This window comes from Pseudomonas sp. ML2-2023-6 (assembly GCF_037055265.1).
Taxonomy (GTDB): Bacteria; Pseudomonadota; Gammaproteobacteria; order Pseudomonadales; family Pseudomonadaceae; genus Aquipseudomonas; species Aquipseudomonas kulmbachensis.
In genome coordinates, this window is the sequence record NZ_CP146347.1 from 4,124,527 (window position 1) to 4,149,453 (window position 24,927).

Consider the following 24,927-nt stretch of genomic DNA (forward strand, 5'->3'; position numbering starts at 1 on the left):
GGGCAGCACAGCGGCCCTTATCGCAGCCTGCGGCAGCGGCTACATCGATCGCATCAACTTTATTTTTCCGGGCTATCGATGGTCAGCTGTTGCAACGCCTTGGTGCTGCTGGACAGCGGTTTGCTGCGCCCTACCCACTCGCCCGCCGTCGGCTGGCCAGCACGGGAGATGCGTGCCATCAGTTGGACTTCAGGAAAGTTCGACAGTTTCAATTGCGGCATCATGGCGTCGACATCGCCCAGCTCAACGGTGATGGGCAGGTCCGCCACGGTCACGCGCTTGACCGCCAGCGGCGCCGGTGGGCCGGACACCGCACGGGCGAAGATAAACACGCTATCGCCCGGCAGGACACTGGCCTTGACCGCGTCAGCCAGATCAACGCTGACCTTGATCGACGCCTGGGCCTTGACCGCAGGCGCAGCTTCAACCTTGCCCCCGCTGGCCAGCAGTTGTTCGCGAGCCTTGGCGATACCACCTTCCAGGGCGGCGCGTGAAGTGTCGCCTTCGGGCAATTCATTCATCAGGCGCTGCCAGTAGCCAATGGCCTCCTGGAAGCGCTGGTCTTCAAAGGCTGCAATGCCCAGCAGGCCCAGGCTGGTGACTTCTTTCGGGTCGGCCTTCAAGGCTTCATCGGTCAGTGCCTGGGTCTTGTCACTCCACTTTTTATCGTCGGCAAAGTACTGCGCCTGCGCCCACTGCCCCAGCAGCTCAGGCTGACGCCCTGCCAGCGTGACCGTACGCTCGAACACTTTGGCTGCATCAGCCGGACGGTTTTGCGCCATATAGGCTCGGCCCAGGAAGTACAGACCTTCGGCCGAGTCAGGTTGCGCGGCGGCGGCACGCTCAAGGCGCGCGACCATTTCTTCAAGGGATTGCGGCGGCTGCGAGAACTCGCGGGTCAGCTCGACCTTATCGCTGGAGCCAAAGTGCAGGTACAGGCCCAAGCCCAGGACCGGCACCATTACCGCCGCCAGCAGCGGAATGGCCTTGCCCAGGCTGGAAACCCGCCCCGGCGCCACGCCTTCGGTGTCCGCCAGCAATTCGCGGGCAGCTTCGGCGCGGCCGGTTTCGAGCTGCTCGGCAGTCAGTACGCCTTCTTCACGCTGGACCTGCAATTCGGCCACGCGCTCCTGGTACAAGGCGACGTTCAATGCAGTACGGTCTTCTTCACGCTGGGCGCGGCGCCCACGCAATACCGGAATCAATAAAAAGCTGAGGGCTATCAGTAGCAGCAAGCCTGCTGCGAGCCAGAAATCAATCATCTTTGGTTTTATCCAGCAAAGTGTCGAGGCGCTTACGCTCCTCGGCAGAAAGTGTGTCCGAGCCTTCGGCCTGCTCTGTACGACGGCGGCGCCCGACGATGACGCCAATTACCACCAGACCACCCACCAGCAAGGCCAGCGGGCCAAACCAGAGCACGACAGTCTTGCTGGTCAGCGCCGGTTTATAGAGCACGAAATCGCCGTAGCGAGAAACCATAAAATCGAGGATCTGCTGGTTGTCCTTGCCCTCGCCCAACATGCGGAAAATCTCGCGGCGCAGGTCGGTGGCAATCGGTGCGTTGGAATCGGCAATGTCCTGATTCTGGCACTTGGGGCAACGCAGTTCCTTGGTCAGTTCGCGGAAGCGCTCGCGCTCGGCGTCATTGGCAAACTCGTAGGTGTCGATGGCCGCCTGAGCAATACCCGTCAGCGTCAGGCCGAATACCACGGCGGCTAACCAGCGCTTCATGGCTTGGCCTCGTCAACCAGTGCCTGATACTTGCCGGCCAGTTGTTCGCGCCACACGGTGTCGTCGATCACGCCGACAAACTTGTGCCGGATGATGCCTTGACTGTCGATCAGGAAGGTCTCGGGAGCGCCGTACACACCGAGGTCCAAACCCAGGGTGCCGTCTGCATCGTTGATGTCCAGCTGATACGGGTTATGGAAATCCTTGAGCCACTTTTTCGCGTCTGCATTGACGTCCTTGTAGTTCACGCCGTAGATCACCACGCCCTGCTCAGCCAGCTTGGTCAGCACCGGGTGCTCGACCCGGCACGATATGCACCAGGTGGCCCACACGTTGACCAGCGCCGGTTTGCCCTTGAGGTCAGCCTCGGTCAGGACCTTGTCGCCCTCGACCGCAGGCAGGCTGAACGCCGGGAACGGCTTGTCGATCATCGCCGACGGCAGCTCGGTCGGGTCCAGGTACAAGCCTCTGTATAGAAACCACGCCATGCCCAGAAAAACGGCCAGCGGGATCAGCATCAACCAACGTCTCATGCCGTGGCTCCTGTCATGCCCAGTGCTTCGCGCACCCGGCTTTTAACCTTGACCCGGTAGCGACGGTCCATCGCTGCCAGCAGTCCACCAAAACCAGTGAGCAGACCGCCGAACCAGATCCAGCGCACAAACGGTTTCACATGTACCCGCACAGCCCATGCGCCGTCACCCAGAGGCTCGCCCAGCGCCACATACAGATCGCGGGTGAAACCGGCATCAATCCCGGCTTCGGTCATCATCGAGTTCTGCACCGTGTACAGGCGTTTTTCAGGGTGCAGCACACTGACTTCCTTACCATTGCGCACTACTCGCACAGTGCCTTTGTCCGATGTGAAGTTGGGGCCCTGGAAGTGTTTGGCACCTTCAAAGATAAAGTGATAACCGCCCAATTCCATCGACTCGCCCGGCGCCAGGCGCAGGTCGCGCTCGGCACTGTTCTGGCTCGACAACACCACACCCAGCGCGCACATCGCGATACCCAGGTGGGCAATCTGCATGCCCCAATAGCTGCGGGTCAGGCTGCGCACACCTTTGACCAGGCCTTTGTGGCGGGTTTTGTCACCGATATCACGCACCCCGGCCAACAGCACCCAAGCGGCCAGCATAAAGGTGGTCATCACGGCCCAGTTGAAGTCGCCATAAGCCACGCCGGCAATCGCCGACAGGGCCGCGCTGCCCAGCAACACAGGGGTCAGCATGCCCAACAACCATTTGACCGGAGTGTCTTTCCAGCGCACCAGCATGCCGACGGCCATCACCACCATCAGCAAGCCCATCAACGGGATAAACAGTGCGTTGAAGTACGGCGGGCCCACCGACATCTTGGCGCCACTGATGGCATCCACAGTCAGCGGGTACAGGGTGCCAAGCAGAATCATTGACGCGGCCACCACCAGCACCAGGTTATTGCCCAGCAGCAAGGTTTCGCGGGACCACAACTTGAAGCTGACGTGACTTTTGACCACCGGCGCGCGCAACGCAAACAGGGTCAGCGAACCGCCCACCACAAACAGCAGGAAGATCAGGATAAACACGCCGCGCTCCGGGTCGGAGGCGAACGCATGCACCGAGGTCAGCACGCCGGAACGTACCAGGAAGGTGCCCAGCAAGCTCAACGAAAACGCGGCAATGGCCAGTAATACGGTCCAGCTTTTGAACACACCACGTTTTTCCGTGACGGCCAGCGAGTGAATCAGTGCAGTACCCACCAGCCATGGCATGAACGAGGCGTTCTCCACCGGGTCCCAGAACCACCAGCCGCCCCAGCCAAGTTCGTAGTAAGCCCACCAGGAACCGAGGGTGATCCCTATGCCCAGGAAGGCCCACGCCACGATGGTCCACGGACGCGACCAGCGCGCCCATGCGGCGTCCAGACGACCACCGAGCAAGGCGGCAATGGCGAAGGCAAATGCCACGGAGAAACCGACATAACCCATGTACAGCATCGGCGGGTGAACAATCAGGCCGATATCCTGCAACAGTGGGTTAAGGTCATTACCGTCCGAAGGAATCTGCGGCAGCAAGCGTACGAATGGGTCCGAGGTCAGGATCAAAAACAGCAGGAAACCCACACTGATCATGCCCATGATCGCCAGCACCCGCGCCAGCATCACCTGCGGCAATTGCCGCGAGAAGATCGACACCGCGAAGGTCCAGCCACCCAGAATCATCGCCCATAACAGCAATGAGCCTTCGTGGGCGCCCCACACGGCACTGAACTTGTAGTACCACGGCAGCGCGCTGTTGGAGTTGCTCGCCACGTACGCCACCGAGAAATCATCGGCCATAAAGGCATAGGTCAGGCAGCCGAACGAGAACAGCAAAAAGGCAAACTGGCCCCACGCGGCGGGTTGCGCCAGGCTCATCCACAATTTGTCGCCACGCCAGGCACCCAGCAGCGGCACGATGGCCTGCACGATGGCGAAGCACAGGGCCAGAATCATGGCCAGGTGGCCCAATTCAGGAATAAACAGTCCAGACATCATTACTTACCCTCACTCGCCGGTACAGGCGCGGATTGGCCACTTTCGTTCAGCGCTTTGGTCACTTCGGGCGGCATGTATTTTTCGTCGTGCTTGGCCAGTACTTCATCGGCCACCACCACACCCTGGGCATTGAGCTTGCCCAGCGCGACGATGCCCTGCCCTTCACGGAACAGGTCCGGCAGGATGCCGCGATACGTGATGGTTACGGACTTGTTGAAGTCGGTGACTACAAATTGCACATCCAGTGAGTCGCCCGAGCGCTTGAGCGAACCGGCCTCAACCATGCCACCGGCACGGATGCGGGTGTCCAGTGGCGCTTCGCCATTGGCAATCTGAGTCGGGGTGTAAAACAGGTTGATGTTCTGCTGCAAGGCGCTCAGGGCCAAGGCCAGGGCAGCGCCCACCCCCACCAGAATCGCGAGGATGATGATCAAGCGTTTTTTACGCAGCGGATTCACTTCGAATTCTCCCGACGCAAGCGGCGCGCCTCTTGTTGCAGATAGCGTCGGCGCGCCATGATCGGCAGCGCCACATTCAACCCCAGTACCGCCAGGCAAATGCCATAGGCCGACCAGACATACACCGCGTGATGACCCATGGCGATAAAGTCGCCAAAAGAAGCAAAACTCATCGCGCACCCTCCAGAGCCTTCAACACCTCAGCCTTGACCCAACTGCTGCGAGCCTCTCGCTTGAGCACTTCCAGGCGCATGCGCAACAGCAGCACCGCGCCAAAGAAGCAATAAAAGCCCAACACGGTCAGCAGCAGCGGCATCCACATTTCCATGGGCATCGCCGGTTTTTCGGTCAGGGTGAAGGTCGCGCCCTGATGCAGGGTGTTCCACCACTCCACCGAGTATTTGATGATCGGAATATTGATCACGCCCACAATCGCCAGCACCGCGCAGGCCTTGGCCGCGCTGTCGCGATTGGTGATGGCGTTGCCCAGGGCGATCAGGCCGAAATACAGAAACAGCAGAATCAGCATCGAGGTCAGGCGCGCATCCCACACCCACCACGAGCCCCACGTTGGCTTGCCCCACACGGCACCGGTGACCAGCGCTACGGCGGTCATCCAGGCACCGATGGGCGCCGCGGCTTGCAGGGCAACGTCGGCGATTTTCATCTTCCACACCAGCCCCACCACACCGCACACTGCCAGCATCACGTAGCAGGACTGCGCCAGCATGGCCGCCGGAACATGGATATAAATAATCCGAAAGCTGTTGCCCTGCTGGTAGTCCGGCGGTGCAAACGCCAGGCCCCAGACCACTCCGCAGGTAATCAGCAACACGGCGGCAATGCTTAACCACGGCAACAGCCGCCCACTGATGGCATAGAACCATTTGGGCGAGCCGAGTTTGTGAAACCAAGTCCAGTTCATCACGCTGTTTCCATCACGGTGCCGGTCACGACAGGTTGAGTGTCATGCCAGCCAGGGTCTTTACTGGCCCACGGGGGCCAGACCTCATTATTCGCCGACGCTGATTTTCAGGCCGGCGGCTATTGCAAAGGGTGTCAGGGTTACTGCCAAGGCGGTCAGGCTACCAAGCCACAGCAAATAACCGGTTACGGGCATGCCTTGTAATGCCGCCTGCAGGGCGCCACTGCCAAGAATCAGCACCGGGATATATAAAGGCAGAATCAGCAACGCCAGGAGCAGGCCGCCACGCTTGAGGCCTACGGTCAACGCAGCCCCCACGGCCCCAAGTAAACTCAACACCGGCGTGCCCAGCAGTAGCGACATCAGTAACACTGGCAGGCAAGCCACCGGCAGCCCGAGCATCAAGGCCAGCAGTGGCGACAGAATCACCAGTGCCAAACCGGAAAACGCCCAGTGTGCCAGTACCTTGGCCAATACCAGTAGAGGCAGGGGGTGCGACGAAAGGACCCACTGCTCCAGCGATCCGTCCTCGAAATCACTGCGAAAAAGCCCGTCCAGCGAGAGTAAAACCGCTAAAAGCGCAGCCACCCACAGTAGCCCTGGAGACAAGGTTTGCAACAATTTAGTCTCCGGGCCGACGGCCAACGGAAACATCGCGATCACAATCGCGAAAAACACCAACGGATTGGCCAACTCGGCCGGGCGGCGAAACAACAAACGCGCTTCACGCGCCACCAACGTCCCGAACACACTCATACAGCCCACTGCCCCAGGTCGATATTGCGGTAACCGGCCGGCATCCGGGCCAACGTATGGTGCGTGGTGAGCACCACCATGCCGCCACCTTCGCAATGGCGGGCCAGGTGCTCTTCGAGTTGCGCCACGCCCTGTTTGTCGAGCGCGGTGAACGGCTCGTCGAGAATCCACAACGGCGGGCTGTCCAGATACAACCGGGCCAAGGCTACACGGCGCTGCTGACCGGCCGACAAGGTATGACACGGTACATCTTCAAAACCCTTGAGCCCTACCGCTGCCAGTGCGGTCCAGATCGCTTCGCGAGTGGCCGGACGATGCAAGGCGCAGAGCCAGCTGAGGTTCTCTTCGGCGGTGAGCAGGTCCTTGATCCCGGCGGCATGGCCGATCCACAGCAGGTTGTTCGCCAGTTCGTAGCGCTGGCTGCTCAAGGCTTGACCGTTAAGCCGCACTTCGCCCGCCGTCGGCTGCATCAGGCCCGCCAACAAACGCAGCAGGCTGGTTTTGCCGCTGCCATTGGGGCCACTGATTTGCAACATGTCGTGGCTGGCCAGGCGCAATTCGAGATTTTCGAACAGCATCCGCCAGTCACGCTCACAGGCGAGCGCTACGGCTTCTAAAAGAGGGCTGGTCACGTAATTGAGGCCTTCACGGTTCAAGTCGGCGCGGGCGTGGCCGTTAAAGTGATGCAGGATAAATGCATTTATGGCCTGTTTCAGAGAGCTGGATCAAACATTTGTGATGTTTTTAGGGTCTCTGAACGACGGGGCGGCATTATACATGCCATGTCCTACTCTAAAGCGGGCAATTTCGACAGGTTGTTTCGATGAAAGGCGACATGAATATTCCACCTATCCCACAAACCGCACCAAGCAGTCTGCGCTCTGGTCTTGTGGGCGGTGAAGTGCTCAAGTTGCTGCAACCTGCTGATGGCCTTATTCGACCTGGCCAGAGCGCCCAAGCCGAAGTGTTATCGCTCAAGCAAAACGACCTTACTTTCCAACTGCTGCTCAAGTTGACCCTGGTCGGTGGCCGAGAAACCAACGTGCAGGCCAGCAGCAACTTCCCGTTGCCGCTGGGCACGCAACTGGCCGTGACCCAGCCTTCAGCAGGTAACCTGGCGATCAGCCTGCAACAGGCGCTGACCAGCAGCGTGGCCACCCTCACCCGCCTTGATCCACAACAACTGCCGGTGGGCACGCTGCTGCAAGGCAAAGTGCTGACCACCCAGGTGTTAGCCCAGCCAGCCGGGCAACCGGCGGTCTATCGCTCATTGGTGACCCTGCTCAACAGCGCCCTGAGTGGCAGCACCCTGACCCTGGATAGCCCACAGCCTTTGCGGATCGGCAGTTTGCTCAGCGCGCAGGTGAACGGCCCGCAAAGCTTGAGCTTTGTACCGCTCAGCGGGCGTCAGGAACAACTGGCGGTAGCGCAACAACTGGCCACACAACAAAGCCGCCAAGGCTCGCTGGAGGGGCTGCTCAATGCCCTGCAAAAACTGCCCCCCACTGCCGACATGCCTACCGAACTTCGCACATCCATCGACAAGCTGTTAGCCGGTTTGCCTACCACGGCGCAATTGAGTAACCCCAAGGGCCTGAGTGACGCCCTGCTCAACAGCGGTGCATTTTTGGAGGCCCGACTGCTGAGTGGCCAACCCCTGGCCTTGGCCCCGGACATGAAGGCCACCCTGCTGCGCCTGATTGCGCAGATCCTGCCCGGCGTGCCGGCCAGTACCAGCTTCAACCCCGGCATGGCTGCCAGCACCCAGGCCCAGGCCTTGCCGACCTTTGTCCGCAATGCCTTGGGCATGCTTGGCCAGGTCAGTGCCAAGCCACAACCCGGCGGGTTCCCCCTGCCTCAGCGGTCAATGCAGAGCGGCGAAAGAGAAGACAGTCTGGAGAGTTTGCTGAAATTGGCCGCAGCAGCCATTTCGCGCCTGCAAAGCCATCAGCTGTCGAGTCTGGAGCAAAGCGGGCGCACGGCCGATGGCGCCGTGCTGACCACCTGGCAACTGGAAATCCCGATGCGCAATGCTCATGACATCGTGCCGTTGCAGGTCAAATTCCAGCGCGAAGATCCGCCAGAGAAACAACCGCAGGACAAACCCGAGGCCCGAGAAATCAAGGATCAACTGTGGCGCGTAGAACTGGCCTTTGACCTTGCACCGCTCGGCCCGCTGCATGTGCAGGCGCAACTGCTGCGCGGCAACCTGTCGGGCCAGCTCTGGGCTGAGCGAGCGTACACGGTGAACTTGATCGAGAGCCAACTGGGCAACTTGCGCCAGCGCTTGCTTGACGCGGGGTTGAGCGTGACCGATCTGGATTGCCATCAAGGCACACCTCCACCAAGCAGCCATACCAAACTGGAACAACGCTGGGTGGATGAAACCGCATGAATAACCCACCTGAACCGCGCCAGGCGATTGCCCTCAAATACGACGGCAAACAGGCCCCGACCCTCACCGCCAAGGGAGATGACGAACTGGCCGAAGCTATCCTCGCACTGGCCCGCGAGTACGAAGTGCCTATTTATGAGAATGCTGAGCTGGTCAGGTTATTGGCGCGAATGGAGTTAGGCGACAGAATCCCACAGGAGCTGTACCGGACGTTGGCCGAGATCATTGCCTTTGCCTGGCAGCTTAAAGGCAAGTTCCCGGTGGGATTTGACCCGAATGCGGTTCCGGGTGAGCGGGATATAACACCGCCATAAATCCTCCCCTGCCGCTAAAAAATACTCGCAAAACCGGGGTGAATGAACTGGCGACTGCTACGCAGCCGATCGCAGCCTCGCGCTGCTCGACAGCGGCTACAGAAACCACCGGCCTTGTAGATACTCTGTTCCAGGTCAAGCCCCAGTGGGAGCGAGCCTGCTCGCGAATGATCTTCGCGAGCAGGCTCGCTCCCACGCTTGAAGTATCTCTGTAGCAGCAAGGCTGCGATCGAGGACAACGTCCTCGCGCGATGCATCTGGTAAACAGGGGGAAGAAATGGTCTGGCGGTTAGAACGTTCAGCCTTTGTACATCTTGCTCATCAACTCGGCCTCGGCCTGAGTCAGTCCGCAAGACTGGGTCAGTTCGTCGACGCTGGCACCCATGCTGACCAGACGCGCCGCCTGGTTGAACGACAGGCTGGTGGGGTCGCGCTGTTCAAGCTGGGTCAGCTTTTCGGGCAGCGGCGCGACCACGGCGCGCAGTTCGTGCAGGTCTTCACCCATTTGCACATTACCGTTCTGGTAGGTGTCCAGGCGCCGCGTCAGTTCCCTGAGGCGCCGGTCACGCTGTTCATCGCCCGCCACCTGCTGCGCCGCAAGCACCCGCTGGCGGCGTACGTGGCTGACGAACAGCCACAGGGTCACGGCCCACAGCAGGCCGAGGACGATTACCGCCACCTCAAGGATCAATCAGATGTTCTCCAGATCCGACCATTCTTCTTCGGTCATCATTTTGTCCAGCTCAACCAGAATCAGCAGTTCGCCGTTCTTGTTGCACACGCCCTGGATAAACTTGGCCGACTCGTCGTTGCCCACATTAGGCGCCGTTTCGATTTCAGACTGACGCAGGTAAACCACTTCCGCCACGCTGTCGACCAGAATACCGACCACTTGTTTGTCGGCTTCAATGATGACAATCCGCGAATTATCGGTAATTTCGGCGCTGTACAAGCCAAAACGCTGACGCGTGTCGATCACCGTCACTACGTTACCGCGCAGGTTGATGATGCCCAGCACGTAGGAAGGCGCACCCGGAACCGGGGCGATTTCGGTGTAACGCAGCACTTCCTGCACCTGCATCACGTTGATGCCATAGGTCTCGTTATCCAGCTTGAAGGTAACCCATTGCAGGATCGGATCTTCCAACCCCTGTGCCGCTGACTGTTTCATACCCCAAACCCCTGACTGAAATACTGCAAAATTCTGATAACCGGCGGCTCCCCCTACAGATGGGCGTCCACCAGGCTTGTTCTTATGATTTGCCTTTGGCGATCAACTGCGCCAATTGCTCCACATCCAGCAGTGCACACATGTGTTCAATCACAGTGCCCGCCAGCCACGGCCGCTGCCCGCGCTGGGAGCGCCATTTGATTTCGTTCGGGTGCAGGCGCAACGAGCGGCTGACCTGATGCACCGCCAGCCCCCATTCGTAGCCCTGTACTGAAATGACATATTGCAGGCCTTCGCGAAAATCATCGCGATAGCGCTCGGGCATCACCCAGCGCGCCGTGTCCAGCACGTTGAGCTTGCCGCCCTGGCTGGGCAGAATTCCCAGATACCAGTCGGGCTGACCAAACAGCGGGGTCAGTTCACGCCCGGCCAGTGAATAAATCGAACCCAGGCACACCAAAGGCACCGCCAGGGTCAGCCCGGCCACGTCGAACAACAGGCATTCGAAAGGCTCAGCAGCCCACGCAGGGCGGCCATCATCCGGTATCGGCAAGTGCGCACCCGGCGCACTCGGCCGATGCACTTCAACCAGTGGATGGGCCAGCGTCTCAGCGGGCACACCCACCTGCGCCAACTCTACCGGCATCGCCAGTGGCTCTTCGGCAGGGGTTTGCGCAGCCTGCTCCAGAGACAGGGCACGGGCATCGCGCACCTGCTCTTCAAGAATGGCGTCGGCAAACTCGTCCGACTCAACCAGCGCCGCTTGCGTTGCATCGAACAGCAAGTCGTCGAGGTACGACTGCAAAGCCAATTGCGGTCGGTTGGAAAGTGCTATCGGCTGCGTCATAAAGTGCCCCACTCAACAGCCTCGCGACAGAGACCTGTAGACGTTATCGGCCAAGCACGGCCGATACTTGAATGCTCGCCCACCTCACGCCACCTGCGGTGCAAGCTGGCGGGTCAGGACGTGCTTGAGCAACGCACGATAAGCGATAACTCCCCGGGTTTTCTCGTCGAACTGCGATGGTGTCTGCCCGGCCCGACTGGCATCGCGCAACCGGGTATCGACTGGAATAAAACCCTGCCACAGAGTGTCGGGATACACATCGCGCAACACCCGCAAGGTGCTCATCGAAGCCTGGGTGCGGCGGTCGAACAAGGTCGGCACGATGCAGAACGGCAGCTCTTGCGTACGCGAACGGTTGATCATGCGCAAGGTGTGGACCATCCGCTCCAGGCCTTTGAGCGCCAGATGCTCGGTTTGCACCGGGATAATCAACTGTTGGCTGGCCGCCAATGCGTTGACCATCAGCACCCCCAGAATCGGCGGGCTGTCGATGATGGCGTAGTCATAGTCCTGCCACAGTTGCGCCAGGCTGCGCGCAATCACCAACCCCAAGCCGCTTTGTCCCGGCGCCTGACGCTCCAGGGTTGCCAGTGCCGTGGTGGCCGGCAGCAAGGCAATCTTTTCGTGGCTGGTGGGCAGCAGCAATTGTGCAGCCAAGCCTTCAGGCACCTGCCCCTGATGCAGAAACAGGTCATAAACGCTGTGTTCCAGACCATCGGGGTCATACCCGAAGTAACTGGTCATGGAGCCGTGCGGGTCGAGATCGACCACGACCACGCGCTTGCCCGCCTCTGCCAGCAAACCGGCCAGAGCGATGGATGTGGTGGTCTTGCCGACCCCACCTTTTTGATTGGCTACTGCCCAGACTCTCATTCTGTGGTTCCTCCCGGCTGCATGCGTGCCGGCCGAGATTAAAGGTTTGGTGACGGGGAATTGACGGCATCCCCGCGAACCAGCGGCTGTGTGGGTGGCGGTGCAGTTTGTGTGCCAGCCCGCTTCAGGGCAGCATCCGGTGTTGCGTTGGCGGTTCCGGTGGCGGTCAGGCTGCGACGCACTTCAAGGTTGCGCGACACCACCAGCACCACCCGACGATTGAGCGCGCGCCCCTCTGGTGTGGCGTTATTGGCCACCGGCTGAAACTCGCCGTAGCCCACCGACGCCATGCGGCCGGGGTTCACCCCCTGCATTGCGAGCATGCGCACGATGCTCGCCGAGCGGGCCGAAGACAGCTCCCAGTTGGTGGGATATTGCGCGGTCCGAATCGGCAAATCGTCAGTAAAACCCTCGACGTGAATCGGGTTCTCGAACGGCTTAAGGATCGCCGCCACCTTGTCGATAATGTTGAACGCCGCATTGCTGGGCATCGCATCTCCGCTGCCGAACAACAGGCTGGAATTGAGTTCAATCTCGACCCACAACTCATTGCCGCGCACCGTCAATTGCCTGGATGCGATCAAGTCGCCAAAGGCATTGGTGATGTCATTGGCGATGGCTTTAAGCGGGTCATCCGGCACTTGCCCAAGGCCTGCATCGGTATGTTCACTGTCTTTGATCAAGGGCTCGGCAGGCTGGGTCGTCAGCGGCCGCTCTTCACCGATGGGCACCGGTCTGATGCTGCGCTCGGTGTCACTAAACACCCCCACCAGCGCCTTGGAGACCACCCGGTACTTGCCTTCATTGATCGAAGAAATCGAGTACATGACCACGAAGAAAGCAAACAGCAAGGTGATGAAATCCGCGTAGGACACCAGCCAACGTTCGTGATTGACGTGCTCATCAACGGGGCGACGGCGACGGCTCATGGTTAACCCGTAAAGCCTTGCAGCTTGAGTTCAATGGAGCGTGGGTTTTCGCCTTCGGCTATCGACAAAATGCCTTCGAGCAACATCTCGCGGTACAGCGATTGGCGCATGGCAATCGCCTTGAGCTTGCTGGCGATGGGCAGCAACACCAGGTTGGCACTGGCCACCCCGTAAATGGTCGCTACAAACGCCACGGCGATACCGCTACCCAATTGCCCCGGATCGGCCAGATTGCCCATCACGTGGATCAGGCCCATGACGGCGCCGATAATGCCGATGGTCGGCGCGTAGCCGCCCATGCTTTCAAAGACTTTCGCGGCCTCGATATCGCGGCTTTCCTGGGTCATGTAATCGACCTCCAGCACGCTGCGAATGGTTTCTGGCTCAACCCCGTCGACCAGCAATTGCAGGCCCTTGCGCGAATAATTGTCGGGTTCGGTATCGGCCACGCCTTCAAGGCCCAGCAAGCCTTCCTTGCGCGCCGTCAGGCTCCAGTTGACGACACGGTCGATGCCGCCCGCCATGTCGATACGCGGCGGAAACAAGATCCACACCACGGTATGCATCGCCCGCTTGAACGCACTCATGGGCGACTGCAACAACGCCGCCCCCACTGTGCCGCCGAGCACGATCAACGCCGCCGGGCCATTGGCCAGCGCGCCTAAATGGCCGCCTTCCAGGTAATTGCCGCCGATGATCGCGACAAACGCCATGATGATGCCAATCAGGCTGAGCACGTCCATCAGTGGCAAGCCTCGACCAGATGCCTGCCGATGTCATCGAGGCTGTACACCGCATCGGCCAGGTTGGCTTTGACGATGGCCATGGGCATGCCGTAAATCACACAACTGGCTTCGTCCTGCGCCCACACCTGACTACCGCCCTGTTTGAGCATACGAGCGCCTTCACGACCGTCTGCGCCCATGCCGGTCAAGACCACCGCCAAAACTTTGTCACCAAAGGACTTGGCCGCAGAACCGAAGGTGATATCCACACACGGTTTGTAGTTCAGGCGCTCGTCGCCCGGCAGGATGCGTACCGCGCCACGACCATCAATCATCATTTGCTTGCCGCCTGGCGCCAGCAGGGCCAGACCAGGGCGCAGGATATCGCCGTCTTCGGCTTCCTTGACGCTGATGCGGCACAGCTTGTCCAAGCGCTCGGCAAACGCCTTGGTGAACGCCGCGGGCATGTGCTGCACCAGCACAATCGGCGCCGGGAAGTTGCCCGGCAACTGGGTCAATACCCGCTGCAAGGCCACCGGGCCACCGGTCGATGTTCCGATGGCGACCAACTTGTACGCCTTGCGTTTGGGCGCGCCAGAGGTTGTGCTTGGCGCTGTTGCGCCACGGCTGGCAATCGGCGTGGTGCGTGCAGGTGCGGCAACGGCGGCTGGCGCTGTAAAGCCACCCAGTGCTGGCCGGGGCGCTGGAGTCGGAACCACAGGTGCCGGGGCGCTGTAGCTGGACATTCGCCGGTTGCTGCGCGAGATGCTGTGGACCTTTTCGCACAGCATCTGTTTGACCTTCTCGGGATTGCGCGAGATGTCTTCGAAATTTTTCGGCAGAAAATCCACCGCACCGGCATCCAGCGCATCGAGGGTGACGCGAGCGCCCTCGTGGGTCAGCGAGGAAAACATCAATACCGGGGTCGGACAGCGCTGCATGATATGGCGCACGGCCGTGATGCCATCCATCAACGGCATCTCGTAATCCATGGTGATCACGTCCGGCTTGAGCGCCAGCGCCTGATCAATCGCTTCCTTGCCATTGGTGGCAGTGCCGATCACTTGAATCGTCGGATCAGCCGACAGAATTTCCGAGACGCGACGGCGGAAAAAACCGGAATCATCCACCACCAGGACCTTGACTACCATAAACACTCCGTTAGGCCGTCGGGGCACGCCCGACTCACCAGAATCAAATACGCCGTGATGCGTAATGCTTGAGCATGCTCGGAACATCCAGAATCAAGGCAATACGGCCATCACCGGTAATGGTGGCGCCCGACATGCCTGGCGTGCCCTGGAGCATTTTCCCCAACGGTTTGATCACCACTTCTTCCTGACCGACCAACTGATCGACCACAAAGCCGATGCGCTGGGTCCCGACCGACAGAATCACCACATGCCCTTCGCGCTGCTCTTCATGGGCGGCCGAGGCTACCAGCCAACGCTTGAGGTAGAACAATGGCAGCGCCTTGTCGCGCACGATCACCACTTCCTGGCCGTCGACCACGTTGGTGCGTGACAGATCAAGGTGGAAAATCTCGTTGACGTTGACCAGCGGGAAGGCAAATGCCTGGTTGCCCAGCATCACCATCAGGGTTGGCATGATCGCCAGGGTCAACGGCACCTTGATCACGATTTTCGAGCCGCGCCCCAGGACTGACTCAATGCTCAGTGAGCCGTTGAGCTGGGCAATCTTGGTTTTCACCACGTCCATGCCCACGCCACGCCCGGACACATCGCTGATCTCGGTTTTGGTCGAGAAGCCCGGCGCAAAAATCAGGTTGTAGCAGTCGCTCTCGCTCAGGCGATCAGCTGCGTCCTTGTCCATCAGGCCTTTTTTCACGGCCAGGGAGCGCAGGAAATTGGCGTCCATGCCTTTGCCATCATCGGAGATCGACAGCAGGATATGGTCGCCTTCCTGCTCGGCGGACAGAATCACCCGGCCACAGCTCGGTTTGCCTGCGGCTGCGCGTTCTTCCGGGGTTTCGCAACCGTGATCGACCGCGTTGCGTACCAAGTGGACCAGCGGATCGGCGAGGGCTTCGACCAGGTTTTTGTCCAGGTCGGTTTCTTCGCCCACCAACTCCAGGCTGATTTCTTTTTTCAGCTGACGCGCCAAGTCACGTACCAGCCGCGGGAAGCGACCGAATACTTTCTTGATCGGCTGCATCCGGGTCTTCATCACTGCGGTTTGCAGGTCGGCGGTCACCACGTCAAGGTTGGACAGCGCCTTGGCCATTTCCTCGTCATGGCTGTTCAGGCCCAGGCGCACCAGACGGTTACGCACCAGCACCAGTTCGCCGACCATGTTCATGATGTCATCGAGCCGTGCGGTATCCACCCGCACCGTGGTTTCGGCCTCGGAGGCGACCGGTTTTTCCGCAGGTGCAGCAGCACGGGCCGGGGCCGGACGCGCAGCCGGCACTGGTTTGACCGGCGCAACCACAGCCACTACCGCAGCAGAATCAGCACTGAACTTGCCTTTGCCGTGCATCTCATCGAGCAAGGCTTCGAATTCGTGATCGCTGATCAGATTCGGATCGCCAGCAGGCTCCTGGGCAATGGCCACAGGCGCTACAGTCGCAGTTTCCAGCGCATCGGTATTGAACGAACCCTTGCCATGCAACTGATCGAGCAAGGCTTCAAATTCGTCATCGGTGATTTCATTGCTCACTTCGGCTGGCGCAGCAGGCACCTCTTCAGGCTCGGCGGCAACCACCGCAGCGGCCGAGGAAAACTGGCCCTTGCCATGCAACTGGTCAAGCAGCAACTCAAACTCGGCATCGCTGATTTCGTCGCTGGCCGTGATCTCTGGCGCGGTGACCGGTTCAGGTTCTGCCGCAGCAGCCTTGACCGCGTCGAGCGAATTCAGCAGCTGTTCAAATTCGCTGTCGGTGATATCGCTCACCGGGGCGGCAGCCATCACTGGCTCAGGTACGGGTGCAACGACAACCTGCGCAGCCGCAGGCTCGGCCAGACGCGCCAGCGCTTCCAGCAACTCAGGGGTTGCGGCGGTGACCGGGCTGCGCTCGCGCACTTCGCTGAACATGCCGTTGACCGCATCCAGGGCCTCGAGCACCACGTCCATCAGCTCCGCGTCGACGCTGCGCTCACCCTTGCGCAGGATGTCGAAGACGTTTTCGGCGATGTGACAGCACTCCACCAACTCATGGAGCTGCAGGAAGCCGGCGCCCCCTTTTACAGTGTGAAAACCGCGAAAAATTGCATTGAGCAGATCCGCATCATCCGGTCGGCTTTCCAGCTCAACCAGTTGTTCGGACAGCAACTCTAGAATCTCGCCGGCTTCAACCAGAAAATCCTGAAGGATTTCTTCATCGGCGCCGAAGCTCATGTACGTGCTCCTTGATATAGGCTCGTGGACGCCGGGCAACAGCGCCCGTGCCTCTTCAAGACCTAAAAACCTAAACTGGACAGCAAATCGTCTACATCATCCTGACCGGATACGACGTCATTACGTGTATCGGCATGAATCTGCGGACCTTCACCCTTGGCCTGGTTTTTTTGCGAATTATTTTCAGCACGCAGTGCATCGCGATCGTGTTCGATCCCGGCAAAGCGATCTACCTGGCTGGCCATCAGCACCAGTTTGAGCAGATTGCTTTCAACTTCCGTGACCAATTGCGTCACACGTTTTATCACCTGACCGGTGAGGTCCTGGTAATCCTGAGCCAGCAAAATGTCCGTCAGGTTGCTGGACACGATGCTGTTTTGCGTTTCGCTACGCGTCAAAAAACTGTCAACCCGACGCGCTAGCTCACGAAACTCCTCGGCACCGACTTCACGACGCATAAAGCGCCCCCAGTCCGTACTCAAGGCCTTGGCTTCGTGCCCCATTGCGTTGACCAGCGGCGTGCTGTTTTCCACCAGGTCCATGGTCCGATTGGCCGCCGCTTCAGTGAGTTTCACAACATAGGCCAAACGTTCAGTGGCATCCGTGATCTGCGACACTTCTTCGGCTTGCGGCATTCCCGGGTCAATCTGAAAATTGACTATTGCGCTGTGCAGCTCGCGGGTCAGCTTGCCGACTTCGCGATACAGCCCGCGGTCGCGAGTCTGGTTAAGTTCGTGAATCAGCTGCACGGCATCGCCAAATTGGCCTCTTTCAAGGCTTTCGACCAATTCGTGAGCATGTTTTTTCAGGGTCGACTCAAAATCACCCTGTGTGGATTCTTTATGCTCCATAGCGCCCCCAAGGCAACCGATCAACCGATGCGATCAAAGATCTTTTCGATCTTGTCTTTGAGTGCGATAGCCGTGAATGGCTTGACCACATAACCGTTAACTCCGGCCTGGGCCGCTTCGATGATCTGCTCGCGCTTGGCTTCAGCTGTCACCATCAGCACTGGCAAGTGCTTGAGTTTTTCGTCTGCACGCACGTGGCGCAACAGCTCGATACCGGTCATGCCCGGCATGTTCCAGTCGGTCACCAAAAAGTCGATTTGCCCCAGGTTGAGGATCGGCAGCGCCGTGGTGCCGTCATCCGCCTCGACCGTGTTGGTGAAACCAAGGTCACGCAACAGGTTTTTGATGATCCGCCGCATCGTTGAAAAATCATCAACGATGAGGATTTTCATGTTCTTGTCCAATTCGACCTCCAAGCAGTCTTAAACGCGTCCTGTCTGGGGACGCGCCATTCAATCAATTCGTTTTCAAAAACCGCCCAAATCGACTGTGGGAGCGGGCTTGCTCGCGATGCAGGCGGCGCGGCTTTTCTGATTCACCGTGTCGATCCCATCGCGAGCAAGCCCGCTCCCACAATAAGTGCACGTGTTCCCGTCAGTGCGCTCGCCACTGGCTCAGACGCGCACGCAGGCGTGCGGCGCACTGGCTGTGCAACTGGCTGACACGGGATTCACTGACCCCCAGCACTTCGCCGATTTCCTTGAGGTTCAACTCCTCGTCGTAGTACAGCGCCAACACCAGACGCTCGCGCTCGGGCAGATGGGCAATCGCATCGGCCAAGGCGGCCTGGAAGCGCTCGTCTTCCAGATCTCGCGATGGCTCCGTGTGGGCACTCACGCCATCTTCATGCAGCCCTTCGTGTTCGCCGTCCTGCAACAGGTCGTCAAAACTGAACAGGCGGCTGCCCAGGGTGTCATTCAAGATGGCGTAATAATCATCAAGGCTTAACTGGAGTTCGGCCGCAACTTCATGATCTTTAGCGTCACAACCGGTTTTTGCTTCAATTACCCGAATTGCATCACTGACCATGCGTGTATTGCGGTGCACCGAACGCGGCGCCCAGTCGCCCTTGCGCACTTCATCAAGCATCGCGCCACGGATACGGATGCCGGCGTAAGTCTCGAAACTCGCGCCCTTGCTCGCGTCGTATTTGCCCGATACTTCAAGCAGGCCGATCATCCCGGCCTGAATCAAGTCATCCACCTGCACGCTGGCAGGCAAACGCGCCAGCAAGTGATAGGCAATGCGCTTGACCAGAGGGGCGTAGCGCTCGATCAGCTCATACTGGGTGTCACGCGACGACTTGCTGTACATGCGATAACCGCTGGCCGTCATTAAAAACGCCCCCCTGCTTGCTGCACCAGACGCTCGACAAAGAACTCCAGGTGGCCCCTGGGGTTGGCGGGCAATGGCCAGGTATCAACTTTTTGCGCAATGGCCTTGAACGCCAGCGAGCACTTGGAGCGCGGGAACGCTTCGTAAACGGCGCGCTGCTTTTGTACGGCCTTGCGCACGCACTCGTCGTAAGGCACGGCACCCACATACTGCAGGGCCACATCCAGAAAACGGTCGGTAACCTTGGTCAGTTTGGCGAACAGATTGCGCCCTTCCTGGGGGCTTTGGGCCATATTGGCCAGTACGCGAAAGCGGTTCATCCCGTAATCGCGATTAAGCAGTTTGATCAGCGCATAGGCATCGGTGATCGACGTCGGCTCGTCGCACACCACCAGCAGCACTTCCTGGGCGGCGCGCACAAAGCTGACCACCGACTCACCGATCCCGGCAGCGGTGTCGATCACCAGTACATCCAGGTTATCGCCAAGGTCGCTGAATGCCTGGATCAGGCCGGCATGCTGCGCCGGGCTCAGATGCACCATGCTCTGGGTGCCCGAAGCCGCCGGCACGATGCGAATCCCGCCAGGGCCTTGCAGCAATACGTCGCGCAGCTCGCAACGACCCTCGACCACATCGGCCAGGGTAAACTTGGGGGTCAAGCCCAGCAGGACATCGACATTTGCCAGCCCAAGGTCCGCGTCCATCAACAGAACGCGCCTGCCCAGCTCGGCCAATGCGATGGACAAGTTGACTGACACGTTAGTTTTACCGACGCCACCCTTGCCGCCGGTCACTGCGATCACCTGTACGGGATGCATGCTGCCCATGATCTTTCTTTACCTTGTCTTACTTAGACGCGGCTACATGCGTTGGCTGCTCGTTCCCCTGCGGAACAAAATTTTCAGACCATCCGATGTAGGTACATTGCAACGTAATCTTGACTGCCTCAGCCGACCCGTTTGGGAGGGCTGTGATAGATATCGGCAAACATGTCTGCCATAGCTTCTTCGCTGGGTTCTTCCTGCATCTGCACACTCACTGCGCGACTCACCAGTTGGTGCCGACGCGGCAAGTGAAGGTCGTCCGGAATCCGTGGGCCGTCAGTGAGATAAGCCACCGGCAGCGCATTGCTGATCGCCAGGCTCAACACCTCGCCCAGGCTTGCTGTCTCATCCAGCTTGGTCAGGATGCAACCCGCCAACCCGCAACGCTTGTAACTGAGGTACGCCGCCGTCAGCACCTGTTTCTGGCTGGTGGTGGCCAATACCAAATAATTTCGCGCCTTGATCCCGCGCCCGGCCAGGCTTTCAAGCTGCAAACGCAACGCCGGATCACTGGCCTGCAGGCCCGCGGTATCCACCAGCACCACGCGCTTGCGCACCAACGGCTCTAGGGTCTGGCCCAACGACTGGCCGGGAGCGACGTGGGTCACCGGTACATTGAGAATTCGGCCCAGGGTCTTGAGTTGCTCCTGAGCGCCAATTCGAAAGCTGTCCATGCTCACCAGAGCGATATTCTGCGCGCCGTACTTGAGTACATAACGCGCCGCCAGCTTGGCCAGCGTCGTGGTTTTACCCATCCCTGCAGGCCCGACCATCGCAATCACGCCGCCCTCTTCCAGCGGCTCCAGCTCCGGCGTAGCGATCATCCGCGCCAGGTGCGCCAGCAACATTCGCCAGGCCTGGCGCGGCTCTTCGATACCGGCCACTTGGGCCAGCAGATCACGCGACAGCGGCCCGGACAGACCGATACGCTGCAAGCGGCGCCACAGATTGGCCTGCGCTGGTTTGGCATCCTGCAACTGGCTCCAGGCCAACGAGCCGAGCTGCACTTCAAGCAATTCACGCAAACCGTTCAGCTCATGGCGCATATTGTCGAATGCGCGCTGATCAACCGTCGGTGCGACGGGCGCAGGCGCAGGGCGTGGCGGCTCTTCCAGCGTCGGCTCGATCAACGGCTCGGCGGCAGTCAGCGGCAAACCGGCAAACAGCTGACGGTTAACGCCCGCCTCGCCTTCGCCGCGCAGGCTCAACTCGGCCTGGGCCGAGACAATCCGCGACTGGGTCTTGCGCAGTTCTTCTTCGAGCTCAATGTTCGGTACACGGGGTGCCAGCGCGGACAGCTTGTAGTCCAGGGCCGCGGTCAACTCAACGCCCCCGGCGATCCGGCGGTTGCCAATAATGGCGGCGTCAGCCCCCAGCTCATCACGGATCAGCTTCATGGCCTGACGCATATCGGCGGCGAAAAATCGCTTCACTTGCATAAACCAAACCCTCAGCCGTTAGGGCCTACTGTCGCAACGATCGTGACCTGCTTGTTGTCAGGGATTTCCTGGTAAGCCAGCACATGCAGGTTGGGCACCGCCAGACGGCCGAAGCGCGAAAGCATTGCGCGTACCGGGCCTGCCACCAACAGGATCACTGGATTACCTTGCATTTCCTGACGCTGAGCAGCGTCGATCAACGAGCGCTGGAGTTTCTCTGCCATGCTTGGCTCCAGCAAAACGCCCTCTTCCTGGCCTTGTCCGGCCTTCTGCAAACTATTGAGCAATATTTGTTCCAACCTTGGCTCAAGGGTGATCACAGGCAGCTCAGACTCAACGCCTACAATACTTTGCACAATGGCGCGGGACAGGCCCACGCGCACAGCGGCAACCAAAGCGGCAGTATCTTGACTCTTATGGGCATTGTTCGCGACGGCTTCGGCAATGCTGCGGATATCGCGCACCGGCACCTGCTCAGCCAACAAGGCCTGCAACACTTTGAGCAACTGCGACAGGCTCAGCACGCCCGGCACCAGCTCCTCGGCCAGCTTGGGCGAAGACTTGGCCAGCAACTGCATCAACTGCTGCACTTCTTCATGCCCGATCAGCTCATGGGAGTGTTTGTACAAAATCTGGTTAAGGTGCGTCGCCACCACGGTGCTGGCATCCACTACGGTATAGCCCAGCGATTGCGCCTGGCTGCGCTGACTGACTTCAATCCACACCGCTTCCAGACCAAAGGCCGGGTCTTTGGTGGTAATCCCGTTCAGCGTGCCGAATACCTGCCCCGGATTGATCGCCATTTCGCGGTCCGGGTAGATCTCGGCCTCGGCCAGAATCACCCCCATCAGGGTCAAGCGATAGGCACTGGGGGCCAGGTCGAGGTTGTCGCGGATATGCACGGTCGGCATCAGAAAGCCCAAATCCTGGGACAACTTTTTACGCACCCCCTTGATCCGCGCCAATAACTGGCCACCTTGATTGCGGTCTACCAGCGGGATCAGCCGATAGCCGACTTCGAGCCCGATCATGTCGATGGGCGTCACGTCATCCCAACCCAGCTCCTTGGTCTCTTGCGCACGGGCAGGCGACGGCAGCAACTCTTGCTGGCGCTTGACCTCTTGCAGGGCCTGGACCTTGACCACGTTCTGTTTTTTCCACATCAGGTACGCCACGCCACCGGCAACGGCGGCCAGGCTCAGGAAGGAAAAGTGCGGCATGCCCGGCACAATCCCCATCACCGCCATCAAACCTGCCGACACCGCCAGCGCCTTGGGCGAGGCAAACATCTGGCGATTGATCTGCTTGCCCATGTCTTCGGAGCCCGAGGCACGGGTCACCATGATCGCGGCTGCGGTGGACAGCAGCAGGGATGGCAACTGCGCCACCAAACCGTCACCGATGGTCAGCAAGGCGTAAACCTTGCCCGCTTCGCTGAACGTCATGCCGTGCTGGAAGATACCCACCGCCATGCCGCCGATCAGGTTGATAAACAGAATCAACAGACCGGCGATTGCATCACCGCGTACGAATTTGCTGGCACCGTCCATCGAGCCGTAGAACTCGGCCTCTTGGGCGACTTCCTGACGGCGCAGCTTGGCCTGGTTCTGATCGATCAGCCCGGCGTTGAGGTCGGCGTCGATGGCCATTTGTTTGCCGGGCATGGCATCGAGGGTGAAACGTGCGCTGACCTCGGAAATGCGCCCGGCACCTTTGGTCACCACCACGAAGTTGATGATCATCAAAATCGCAAAAACCACGATACCGACCACGTAGTTGCCGCCGATCACCACCTCACCGAAGGCTTGAATCACCTTGCCTGCCGCCGCGTGCCCTTCCTGACCGTGGAGCATCACCACCCGGGTCGAAGCCACGTTGAGCGCCAGCCGCATCAGGGTGGCGACCAGCAAAATGGTGGGGAACACCGCAAAATCCAGGGGCCGCAGGGCGTAGACGCACACCAACAGCACCACAATCGACAGCGCAATATTGAAGGTAAAAAACACGTCCAGCAGGAACGCCGGGATTGGCAACATCATCATTGCCAGCATCACCAGCAACAACAACGGCACGCCCAATTGCCCTCGACCCAAACCGGCCAGACCGCTGCGTGCGGTGTTGATTAACTGAGAGCGATCCAAGGACATTGCGACAAACCTTTAGCAAACTTTTGACGCCATGTGCGCCGTAGAGCCTGCCACTGCAAGAACCCTTCCAACTTTGGCCAATGGCCATATCAGAATCAAAAGCCCGCCCTGATTCACCCAGTAGGAGCCTCTGAGGGAGCGAGCCTGCTAGCGAGAAGGTCTTCAGAACATCGCGATTATCCAGTGATGCCATCGCGAGCAAGTCGAGCTGCACAGACCCGCGATTCACCGAAAATCATTTGTGGGAGCGGGCTTGCTCGCGATGAAGACGACGCGGTTCGCGAGCAGGCTCGCTCCCACGGTGATGTCACAAGGCCTTAATCCTTCAAAAACTCAAGGCAGGCTCATCACCAGCGTGCCACTCGCTGTGAAAGGCCCGGCGACTGGTAAGCTGCCGGTTTTACGGAAAAGCGTAAACAACACCGTGTCGCTGCCTGAGCTATTGCTGATACTGGTCCTGAAAGAACTTCCCGGAGCAACTAACAAACTCAGGCGAGTCAAGCCAGCGGCAAGATTGGGATTAGTGGTAGCAAGGGCACTTGCGTTGAACGAAGAGGCAGTCCCCACCAGTTTGATATCTATGGGTGAGGAAATACCGGCATCAGGGCATGAGTAATTCAGAGGGACAGATTTCCTGTAAGGCGTACCGGATGATATATCTCCGCCAACCGCAAGAGGATCCACCGAACCAAAATCTACTACAATTGGATTGTTATTATTAATCGTACAGGTTGATGGGCTTAAGTTGAGTGCGTTATTTGAGCGCACGTAGATCGGCAAATTCAGAGTCTTACTGCCTGCATTATTAGAAAAATGTAAAACCAAATTCACTGTAGCGAGGCCGACCCCTGACGCAATATTAATATAACTTCCAGCTGTCGTGGGCCTTTTTAAATATGGCCGACCAAGCACACTCGTAGCCACTAAAGGCTCCCGCCCCAGTACCGCGAGGTATTGACCGGACCACACAGGTATAGGGGAATCATTGCTGCCAACCCTTAAGCCGCCCTGGAGATGACTAACTGTCGGCCACAATACGACACCAATATTGGTAGCGGGCTGTATCTTTAGAGAAGGATTAGAAGAAGCCGAAGCCCTATGCCTGCATTCCAACGTATAGCCATCCAGCAAAACTCTATCGAGGCTAGCATTAAACGCTACATTGGTCCAAACATTAAGCCCCAAACTCCCCCCAACCTCCACGTCCAACCAAAACCCGCCATTCACCCGGCAATCTACTGCGCTGGCGATATTAGCCAGCATCAAAAAAAACACTCCACTTAGATATTTCATATAAATCTCTTCACTATAAAACAGCTCTAAAAAAGCGCT

Annotated in this window: 26 protein-coding genes; 2 read left to right on the top strand and 24 right to left on the bottom strand. The window is 59.2% G+C overall.

What is annotated here, in order from left to right; translation table 11 throughout:
- Positions 1-59: 59 nt before the first annotated feature.
- The 9 genes from ccmI to ccmA all read right to left on the bottom strand — a co-directional run bounded on the left by ccmI (position 60) and on the right by ccmA (position 6,966).
- The gene (gene ccmI / locus V6L79_RS19190; protein ID WP_321833884.1) at positions 60-1,262 is read right to left on the bottom strand and encodes a c-type cytochrome biogenesis protein CcmI; all 1,203 of its coding nucleotides are present in this window, start codon (positions 1,260-1,262) and stop codon (positions 60-62) included.
- Positions 1,255-1,731 carry a cytochrome c-type biogenesis protein gene (locus V6L79_RS19195; RefSeq protein WP_321833885.1) on the bottom strand — a complete coding sequence of 159 codons (477 nt, stop codon included), beginning with the start codon at positions 1,729-1,731 and terminating at the stop codon, positions 1,255-1,257. Before V6L79_RS19195 ends, ccmI begins: the two co-directional genes overlap by 8 nt.
- The gene (locus V6L79_RS19200) at positions 1,728-2,264 is read right to left on the bottom strand and encodes a DsbE family thiol:disulfide interchange protein (RefSeq protein ID WP_261738936.1); all 537 of its coding nucleotides are present in this window, start codon (positions 2,262-2,264) and stop codon (positions 1,728-1,730) included. Before V6L79_RS19200 ends, V6L79_RS19195 begins: the two co-directional genes overlap by 4 nt.
- A complete protein-coding gene (locus V6L79_RS19205; RefSeq protein ID WP_338579351.1) occupies positions 2,261-4,249 on the bottom strand; it encodes a heme lyase CcmF/NrfE family subunit in 1,989 nt (662 codons plus the stop codon). The genes V6L79_RS19200 and V6L79_RS19205 overlap by 4 nt, the downstream gene beginning before the upstream one ends.
- Positions 4,249-4,707, bottom strand: a complete 459-nt coding sequence (ccmE, locus tag V6L79_RS19210; protein WP_261738938.1) for a cytochrome c maturation protein CcmE — start codon at positions 4,705-4,707, stop codon at positions 4,249-4,251. Before ccmE ends, V6L79_RS19205 begins: the two co-directional genes overlap by 1 nt.
- Positions 4,704-4,880, bottom strand: coding sequence for a heme exporter protein CcmD (gene ccmD, locus V6L79_RS19215; protein WP_261738939.1), 177 nt, complete (start codon positions 4,878-4,880; stop codon positions 4,704-4,706). The genes ccmE and ccmD overlap by 4 nt, the downstream gene beginning before the upstream one ends.
- Positions 4,877-5,635 (bottom strand): heme ABC transporter permease, encoded by a 759-nt coding sequence (locus V6L79_RS19220; protein ID WP_219261020.1) that lies wholly within the window; start codon positions 5,633-5,635, stop codon positions 4,877-4,879. The genes ccmD and V6L79_RS19220 overlap by 4 nt, the downstream gene beginning before the upstream one ends.
- Before the next feature lie 84 nt (positions 5,636-5,719).
- Complete coding sequence (gene ccmB / locus V6L79_RS19225) at positions 5,720-6,388, bottom strand: heme exporter protein CcmB (RefSeq protein ID WP_261738940.1); 669 nt, start codon at positions 6,386-6,388, stop codon at positions 5,720-5,722.
- Positions 6,385-6,966 carry a cytochrome c biogenesis heme-transporting ATPase CcmA gene (gene ccmA, locus V6L79_RS19230; RefSeq protein ID WP_395247718.1) on the bottom strand — a complete coding sequence of 194 codons (582 nt, stop codon included), beginning with the start codon at positions 6,964-6,966 and terminating at the stop codon, positions 6,385-6,387. Before ccmA ends, ccmB begins: the two co-directional genes overlap by 4 nt.
- Positions 6,967-7,211: 245 nt before the next feature.
- Between ccmA and V6L79_RS19235 the strand changes: the two genes are divergently transcribed.
- Positions 7,212-8,783, top strand: coding sequence for a flagellar hook-length control protein FliK (locus V6L79_RS19235; RefSeq protein ID WP_338579352.1), 1,572 nt, complete (start codon positions 7,212-7,214; stop codon positions 8,781-8,783).
- On the top strand, positions 8,780-9,097 hold the full coding sequence (locus tag V6L79_RS19240) for an EscU/YscU/HrcU family type III secretion system export apparatus switch protein (protein ID WP_338579353.1): 318 nt from the start codon (positions 8,780-8,782) through the stop codon (positions 9,095-9,097). Before V6L79_RS19235 ends, V6L79_RS19240 begins: the two co-directional genes overlap by 4 nt.
- Positions 9,098-9,395: 298 nt before the next feature.
- Here the strand turns inward: V6L79_RS19240 and V6L79_RS19245 are convergent, their stop codons facing one another.
- The 15 genes from V6L79_RS19245 to V6L79_RS19315 all read right to left on the bottom strand — a co-directional run bounded on the left by V6L79_RS19245 (position 9,396) and on the right by V6L79_RS19315 (position 24,888).
- Positions 9,396-9,788, bottom strand: coding sequence for a DUF2802 domain-containing protein (locus V6L79_RS19245; protein ID WP_261738943.1), 393 nt, complete (start codon positions 9,786-9,788; stop codon positions 9,396-9,398).
- Entirely contained in the window at positions 9,789-10,268 is a 480-nt protein-coding gene (locus V6L79_RS19250; RefSeq protein ID WP_261738944.1) for a chemotaxis protein CheW, read from the bottom strand.
- Positions 10,269-10,350: 82 nt separating this feature from the next.
- On the bottom strand, positions 10,351-11,115 hold the full coding sequence (locus tag V6L79_RS19255) for a CheW domain-containing protein (protein ID WP_321837962.1): 765 nt from the start codon (positions 11,113-11,115) through the stop codon (positions 10,351-10,353).
- Between the two features lie 84 nt (positions 11,116-11,199).
- On the bottom strand, positions 11,200-11,988 hold the full coding sequence (locus V6L79_RS19260) for a ParA family protein (protein WP_261738946.1): 789 nt from the start codon (positions 11,986-11,988) through the stop codon (positions 11,200-11,202).
- A gap of 38 nt (positions 11,989-12,026) precedes the next feature.
- On the bottom strand, positions 12,027-12,917 hold the full coding sequence (gene motD / locus V6L79_RS19265) for a flagellar motor protein MotD (protein WP_261738947.1): 891 nt from the start codon (positions 12,915-12,917) through the stop codon (positions 12,027-12,029).
- Positions 12,918-12,919: 2 nt separating this feature from the next.
- On the bottom strand, positions 12,920-13,660 hold the full coding sequence (locus tag V6L79_RS19270; RefSeq protein ID WP_261738948.1) for a flagellar motor protein: 741 nt from the start codon (positions 13,658-13,660) through the stop codon (positions 12,920-12,922).
- Positions 13,660-14,793, bottom strand: a complete 1,134-nt coding sequence (locus tag V6L79_RS19275) for a chemotaxis response regulator protein-glutamate methylesterase (RefSeq protein ID WP_261738949.1) — start codon at positions 14,791-14,793, stop codon at positions 13,660-13,662. Before V6L79_RS19275 ends, V6L79_RS19270 begins: the two co-directional genes overlap by 1 nt.
- Before the next feature lie 43 nt (positions 14,794-14,836).
- A complete protein-coding gene (locus V6L79_RS19280; RefSeq protein WP_261738950.1) occupies positions 14,837-16,999 on the bottom strand; it encodes a chemotaxis protein CheA in 2,163 nt (720 codons plus the stop codon).
- A gap of 62 nt (positions 17,000-17,061) precedes the next feature.
- Positions 17,062-17,850, bottom strand: a complete 789-nt coding sequence (locus tag V6L79_RS19285) for a protein phosphatase CheZ (protein ID WP_261738951.1) — start codon at positions 17,848-17,850, stop codon at positions 17,062-17,064.
- A 20-nt stretch (positions 17,851-17,870) separates the two neighbouring features.
- Positions 17,871-18,242: a chemotaxis response regulator CheY gene (locus tag V6L79_RS19290; RefSeq protein ID WP_261738952.1), complete on the bottom strand. Its 372-nt coding sequence runs from the start codon at positions 18,240-18,242 to the stop codon at positions 17,871-17,873.
- Positions 18,243-18,444: 202 nt separating this feature from the next.
- Positions 18,445-19,185 carry an RNA polymerase sigma factor FliA gene (gene fliA, locus V6L79_RS19295; RefSeq protein ID WP_261738953.1) on the bottom strand — a complete coding sequence of 247 codons (741 nt, stop codon included), beginning with the start codon at positions 19,183-19,185 and terminating at the stop codon, positions 18,445-18,447.
- Complete coding sequence (gene fleN, locus V6L79_RS19300; protein ID WP_016781547.1) at positions 19,185-20,012, bottom strand: flagellar synthesis regulator FleN; 828 nt, start codon at positions 20,010-20,012, stop codon at positions 19,185-19,187. The genes fliA and fleN overlap by 1 nt, the downstream gene beginning before the upstream one ends.
- A 119-nt stretch (positions 20,013-20,131) precedes the next feature.
- Entirely contained in the window at positions 20,132-21,448 is a 1,317-nt protein-coding gene (gene flhF, locus V6L79_RS19305) for a flagellar biosynthesis protein FlhF (RefSeq protein ID WP_261738954.1), read from the bottom strand.
- Positions 21,449-21,459: 11 nt separating this feature from the next.
- Positions 21,460-23,589, bottom strand: coding sequence for a flagellar biosynthesis protein FlhA (flhA, locus tag V6L79_RS19310; RefSeq protein WP_261742462.1), 2,130 nt, complete (start codon positions 23,587-23,589; stop codon positions 21,460-21,462).
- A gap of 339 nt (positions 23,590-23,928) precedes the next feature.
- On the bottom strand, positions 23,929-24,888 hold the full coding sequence (locus V6L79_RS19315; RefSeq protein ID WP_338579354.1) for a fimbrial protein: 960 nt from the start codon (positions 24,886-24,888) through the stop codon (positions 23,929-23,931).
- Positions 24,889-24,927: the final 39 nt, after the last annotated feature.

Excerpts from the sequence above, each read along its gene's own strand:
- ccmI (WP_321833884.1), bottom strand. The coding sequence starts at position 1,262 with ATGATTGATTTCTGGCTCGCAGCAGGCTTGCTGCTACTGATAGCCCTC.
- V6L79_RS19195 (WP_321833885.1), bottom strand. The coding sequence starts at position 1,731 with ATGAAGCGCTGGTTAGCCGCCGTGGTATTCGGCCTGACGCTGACGGGT.
- V6L79_RS19200 (WP_261738936.1), bottom strand. The coding sequence starts at position 2,264 with ATGAGACGTTGGTTGATGCTGATCCCGCTGGCCGTTTTTCTGGGCATG.
- V6L79_RS19205 (WP_338579351.1), bottom strand. The coding sequence starts at position 4,249 with ATGATGTCTGGACTGTTTATTCCTGAATTGGGCCACCTGGCCATGATT.
- ccmD (WP_261738939.1), bottom strand. The coding sequence starts at position 4,880 with ATGAGTTTTGCTTCTTTTGGCGACTTTATCGCCATGGGTCATCACGCG.
- ccmB (WP_261738940.1), bottom strand. The coding sequence starts at position 6,388 with ATGAGTGTGTTCGGGACGTTGGTGGCGCGTGAAGCGCGTTTGTTGTTT.
- ccmA (WP_395247718.1), bottom strand. The coding sequence starts at position 6,966 with ATGCTGTTCGAAAATCTCGAATTGCGCCTGGCCAGCCACGACATGTTG.
- V6L79_RS19235 (WP_338579352.1), top strand. The coding sequence starts at position 7,212 with ATGAAAGGCGACATGAATATTCCACCTATCCCACAAACCGCACCAAGC.
- V6L79_RS19240 (WP_338579353.1), top strand. The coding sequence starts at position 8,780 with ATGAATAACCCACCTGAACCGCGCCAGGCGATTGCCCTCAAATACGAC.
- V6L79_RS19250 (WP_261738944.1), bottom strand. The coding sequence starts at position 10,268 with ATGAAACAGTCAGCGGCACAGGGGTTGGAAGATCCGATCCTGCAATGG.
- V6L79_RS19255 (WP_321837962.1), bottom strand. The coding sequence starts at position 11,115 with ATGACGCAGCCGATAGCACTTTCCAACCGACCGCAATTGGCTTTGCAG.
- V6L79_RS19260 (WP_261738946.1), bottom strand. The coding sequence starts at position 11,988 with ATGAGAGTCTGGGCAGTAGCCAATCAAAAAGGTGGGGTCGGCAAGACC.
- motD (WP_261738947.1), bottom strand. The coding sequence starts at position 12,917 with ATGAGCCGTCGCCGTCGCCCCGTTGATGAGCACGTCAATCACGAACGT.
- V6L79_RS19270 (WP_261738948.1), bottom strand. The coding sequence starts at position 13,660 with ATGGACGTGCTCAGCCTGATTGGCATCATCATGGCGTTTGTCGCGATC.
- V6L79_RS19275 (WP_261738949.1), bottom strand. The coding sequence starts at position 14,793 with ATGGTAGTCAAGGTCCTGGTGGTGGATGATTCCGGTTTTTTCCGCCGT.
- V6L79_RS19280 (WP_261738950.1), bottom strand. The coding sequence starts at position 16,999 with ATGAGCTTCGGCGCCGATGAAGAAATCCTTCAGGATTTTCTGGTTGAA.
- V6L79_RS19285 (WP_261738951.1), bottom strand. The coding sequence starts at position 17,850 with ATGGAGCATAAAGAATCCACACAGGGTGATTTTGAGTCGACCCTGAAA.
- V6L79_RS19290 (WP_261738952.1), bottom strand. The coding sequence starts at position 18,242 with ATGAAAATCCTCATCGTTGATGATTTTTCAACGATGCGGCGGATCATC.
- fliA (WP_261738953.1), bottom strand. The coding sequence starts at position 19,185 with ATGACGGCCAGCGGTTATCGCATGTACAGCAAGTCGTCGCGTGACACC.
- fleN (WP_016781547.1), bottom strand. The coding sequence starts at position 20,012 with ATGGGCAGCATGCATCCCGTACAGGTGATCGCAGTGACCGGCGGCAAG.
- flhF (WP_261738954.1), bottom strand. The coding sequence starts at position 21,448 with ATGCAAGTGAAGCGATTTTTCGCCGCCGATATGCGTCAGGCCATGAAG.
- V6L79_RS19315 (WP_338579354.1), bottom strand. The coding sequence starts at position 24,888 with ATGAAATATCTAAGTGGAGTGTTTTTTTTGATGCTGGCTAATATCGCC.